The 3765-nt window shown below is 73.1% G+C and carries 3 protein-coding genes and 1 pseudogene; 1 reads left to right on the top strand and 3 read right to left on the bottom strand.

Translation table 11 applies throughout. The features are described 5' to 3' along the window. The coding region (locus ACQRUO_RS26100; protein WP_428318506.1) for a lysylphosphatidylglycerol synthase transmembrane domain-containing protein at positions 1-808 on the top strand (808 nt) is incomplete at its 5' end. A gap of 76 nt (positions 809-884) precedes the next feature. On the opposite strand, the gene moeZ is transcribed toward ACQRUO_RS26100, so the two are convergent. From moeZ to ACQRUO_RS26085, 3 genes and pseudogenes are all read right to left on the bottom strand, one after another. Further along, positions 885-2063 (bottom strand): adenylyltransferase/sulfurtransferase MoeZ, encoded by a 1179-nt coding sequence (gene moeZ / locus ACQRUO_RS26095; RefSeq protein ID WP_428318505.1) that lies wholly within the window; start codon positions 2061-2063, stop codon positions 885-887. A gap of 148 nt (positions 2064-2211) precedes the next feature. Beyond that, on the bottom strand, positions 2212-3174 hold the full coding sequence (locus ACQRUO_RS26090; protein ID WP_428318504.1) for an NAD-dependent epimerase/dehydratase family protein: 963 nt from the start codon (positions 3172-3174) through the stop codon (positions 2212-2214). An 86-nt stretch (positions 3175-3260) separates the two neighbouring features. Continuing rightward, positions 3261-3765, bottom strand: a pseudogene (locus ACQRUO_RS26085) (hypothetical protein); the annotation flags it as partial.

The raw sequence follows: 3765 nt of genomic DNA, 5'->3' as shown, positions 1-3765 counted from the left end.
GGGGGGGGGGGGGGAGGGAGAATGGACAACAACCGCGGCCAGCTACGTGGCCGCGGCGATGAGCCTGACCGGCTTCGTGCCGGAACGGCTGCCGTTCCGGCGCACCGTGGCGGCGCAGCTGGCCGGCTCCTTCGTGAAGCTGGTCGCCCCGGCGGCGATCGGCGGCATCGCGCTGAACACCCGCTACCTGCAGAAGCAGGGGGTGCGGCCGGGGCAGGCGGTGGCGAGCGTCGGCGCCTCGCAGCTGGCCGGCCTCGGCGGGCACCTGCTGCTGCTCTTCTGCTTCGGTCTGATCACCGGCAGCCAGGGCAACGGCAACCTGGGCAGCGAGCGCGCGGTGATCATCGGGGTGCTCACGGCGGCCGTGCTGGCCCTGGTGATCGCGGCGGTGGGGCCGCTGCGGCGGTTCGTGGTGACCCGGGTGCGCTCGCTCTTCTTCGGCGTGGTGCCGCGGATGCTCGACCTGATGCAGACGCCGAGCAAGCTGGTCACCGGCTTCGGCGGCATCCTGCTGCTGACCCTGGCCTTCACCGCCTGCCTGGACGCCTCGGTGCGGGCCTTCGGCGGCTCGATGAGCTTCGCCGCCGTCGCGGTGATCTTCCTGACCGCGAACGCGGCCGGGTCCGCGGTGCCGACCCCGGGCGGGATCGGCGCGATCGAAGGTGCGCTGATCTTCGCGATGAGCCTGGCGATCCCGCCGGCCACCGCGACCTCGGCGGTCTTCCTGTTCCGGGCGCTGACCTTCTGGCTGCCGGTGCTGCCGGGCTGGATCGCCTACAGCACCCTGCAGCGCAGGGACTCGCTCTAGAACCAGAACGAGCCGCAGGCCGGGCCCCGTCGGTACGGGGCCCGGCCTGCGGCTCTGTTCAGCGTTCGGCGTCCGGTCAGTAGACCGGCTTCTCCGGCTCGATCTGGTTGACCCAGCCGATCACGCCGCCGCCCAGGTGGACCGAGTTCGCGAAGCCCGCCGCCTTGAGCACGGCCAGCACCTCGGCCGAGCGGACACCGGTCTTGCAGTGCAGCACGATCTTCTTGTCCTGCGGCAGCTTCTCCAGCGCGCTGCCCATCAGGAACTCGTTCTTGGGGATCAGCACCGCACCCGGGATGCTGACGATCTCGTACTCGTTCGGCTCGCGGACGTCGATCAGCAGGATGTCCTCGTTGTTGTCCTGCATCTCCTTGAGCTGCTTGGACGTGATGGTCGAGCCGAGCGCGGCCTCCTGAGCCTCCTCGGAGAGCACGCCGCAGAACGCCTCGTAGTCGATCAGCTCGGTGACCGTCGGGTTCTCGCCGCAGACCGCGCAGTCGGGGTCCTTGCGGACCTTGACCTGGCGGTAGTTCATCTCCAGGGCGTCGTAGATCATCAGCCGGCCGACCAGCGGCTCGCCGACGCCGGCCAGCAGCTTGATCGCCTCGGTGACCTGGATCGAGCCGATCGAGGCGCAGAGCACCCCGAGCACGCCGCCCTCGGCGCAGGAGGGGACCATGCCCGGCGGCGGGGCCTCCGGGTACAGGCAGCGGTAGCACGGGCCGTGCTCGGCCCAGAAGACGCTGGCCTGGCCGTCGAACCGGTAGATCGAGCCCCAGACGTACGGCTTGCCGAGCAGCACCGCGGCGTCGTTCACCAGGTAGCGGGTGGCGAAGTTGTCGGTGCCGTCGACGATCAGGTCGTAGCCGGAGAAGATCTCCATCACGTTGTCGTTGTCGAGCCGCTCGTCGTGCAGGATCACCTCGACGTACGGGTTGATCTCCTTGACCGAGTCGCGGGCCGACTCGCCCTTGGAACGCCCGATGTCGGACTGCCCGTGGATGATCTGGCGCTGCAGGTTCGACTCGTCGACGGTGTCGAACTCGACGATGCCGAGCGTGCCCACACCGGCCGCGGCCAGGTACATCAGGGCCGGGGAACCGAGGCCGCCGGCGCCCACGCAGAGCACCTTGGCGTTCTTCAGCCGCTTCTGCCCGGCCATCCCCACGTCGGGGATGATCAGGTGGCGGGAGTACCGGCGGACCTCGTCTACGGTGAGCTCGGCGGCCGGCTCGACCAGGGGTGGCAGCGACACGGGGACTCCGATGGTCGTCAAAAACGGTGGTTCCTTCGACCAACAGTGTCATGCCGGTGGTGTATTCCGAGACAGCAGGTCCGATGGGTGAGACAAGGTCCGCCGGATGCTGGGAATCGCGGCAGACTCGCGACCCCCTCGAACCCGCCTAGACCCGACAGGCGGTCTCCAGCCAGACGTCGCCCAGCGACTCCTCCAGCGGGGTGTGGGCCCGCCAGCCGAGCCGCTCCCGGGCGGTGCGGACGTCGGCCTGCCGCCAGGCCACCGGCTCGACCGCAGGCCGCGGCTCGGCGGCCAGCGGCCCGCCGCCCGGCAGCAGCAGCGGCTCGACCACCGACTGGGCGGGCAGCGCCACGGTGCGGATCTCCTCGCAGAGCACGCCCTCGAAGCCGGCCGCACGGACCAGCAGCTCGGCCGCCTCCCGCGCCCGCACCGCGTGCCCGGTGCCGATGTTGATCACGCCGGTCGCGGCCGAGACGGCCGCCGCCAGCACCGCCTGCGCCACGTCCCGGACGTCCACGAAGTCGCGGAACGGGGACAGGTCCGGCATCCGGACCTGTCCCTCCTGCTGCTCCAGCGCCCGGCGCAGCCCCTCGGCCAGCCGTCCGAAGAGCGAGGCCGCCGGGGTCCCGGGACCGACCACGTCGAAGACCCGGAGCACCGCGGCGTCCAGCCCGGAGGAGAGCACCAGCTCGGTGCCCGCCAGCTTGGACACCCCGTACGGCCCGACCGGGCGCGGCTCGGCGCTCTCCGGCACCGGCGTGCCGAGCGGCACCGTGCCGTACTCGGCGGCCGAACCGATGTGCACCAGCCGGGCGGGCTCGCGGCTGCGCCGGATCGCCTCGCAGACGGTCGCCACGGCGAGCGCGTTGGCCCGCACCAGGGTCCGCGGGGTGCCGTAGGTGGCACCGGCGCAGTTGACCACCACCTGCGGCGCCACCGCGTCCAGGAACCGGGCCAGCGCCCCCGGGCTCCCGGCCGCCAGGTCGAACCGGATGTCGGCCGAGTCCCGCCGCCCGAGCACCGTGACCTGCAGGTCACGGTCCAGCAGCAGCCGTTCGGCGACCCGGCGGCCGATGTACCCACCGGCCCCCAGCAGCAGCACCCTCATCCCTGACTCCTGATCCTTGCCCTCGATGGATTGACGTGCGCGGTCGGTGCGGATCCCCGGCCCGGTCGGACCCGGCCGGACCCGCGCTAGCGGTGGGTCCGCGGGCGGCCCAGCACCAGCCAGGTGTACGGCAGCAGCACGGCCGCCACCGCCCCCGCGGCCAGCACGGCGAGCGCGCCCGGGGTGTCCGCCCAGCCGGCCAGCAGGCCGAGCGACCGCAACGCCGACAGGCCCGCACCGAGCCCGCCGGCGCCGAGTAAGCCGGCCGCCGCGGCACTGCGCCGACCGCACCGGCGCAGCGCGGCGGCGGCCGCCAGCACCAGGCCGAGCAGCGCCTGGGCGACCCACTGCAGCGGCCCGGCCCGCTGGACCACCGCGTGCAGCAGGCCGCCGCCCGCCGCCGGGCCGGGCGCCACCGCGGTGAGCAGCGCCAGCGCCGCGAAGCTGGTCGCGGCCAGCACCGCCAGTTGCAGGGCCAGCGCGACCGGCAGCACCGGGCTCATCCGGGCCCGGAACTGCGCCAGCGTCGCGGCGTCGCGCAGCTGCACCCGGCCGGCGTGCCGGACCCAGCGGGCCGCCCGGTCGGCCGCG

This window comes from Kitasatospora sp. LaBMicrA B282 (genome assembly GCF_050325825.1).
GTDB lineage: Bacteria > Actinomycetota > Actinomycetes > Streptomycetales > Streptomycetaceae > Kitasatospora.
The sequence above is the reverse complement of the archived record's forward strand: the minus strand, read 5'-3'. Positions and strand labels throughout refer to the sequence as shown.

Excerpts from the sequence above, each read along its gene's own strand:
- ACQRUO_RS26090 (WP_428318504.1), bottom strand. The coding sequence starts at position 3,174 with ATGAGGGTGCTGCTGCTGGGGGCCGGTGGGTACATCGGCCGCCGGGTC.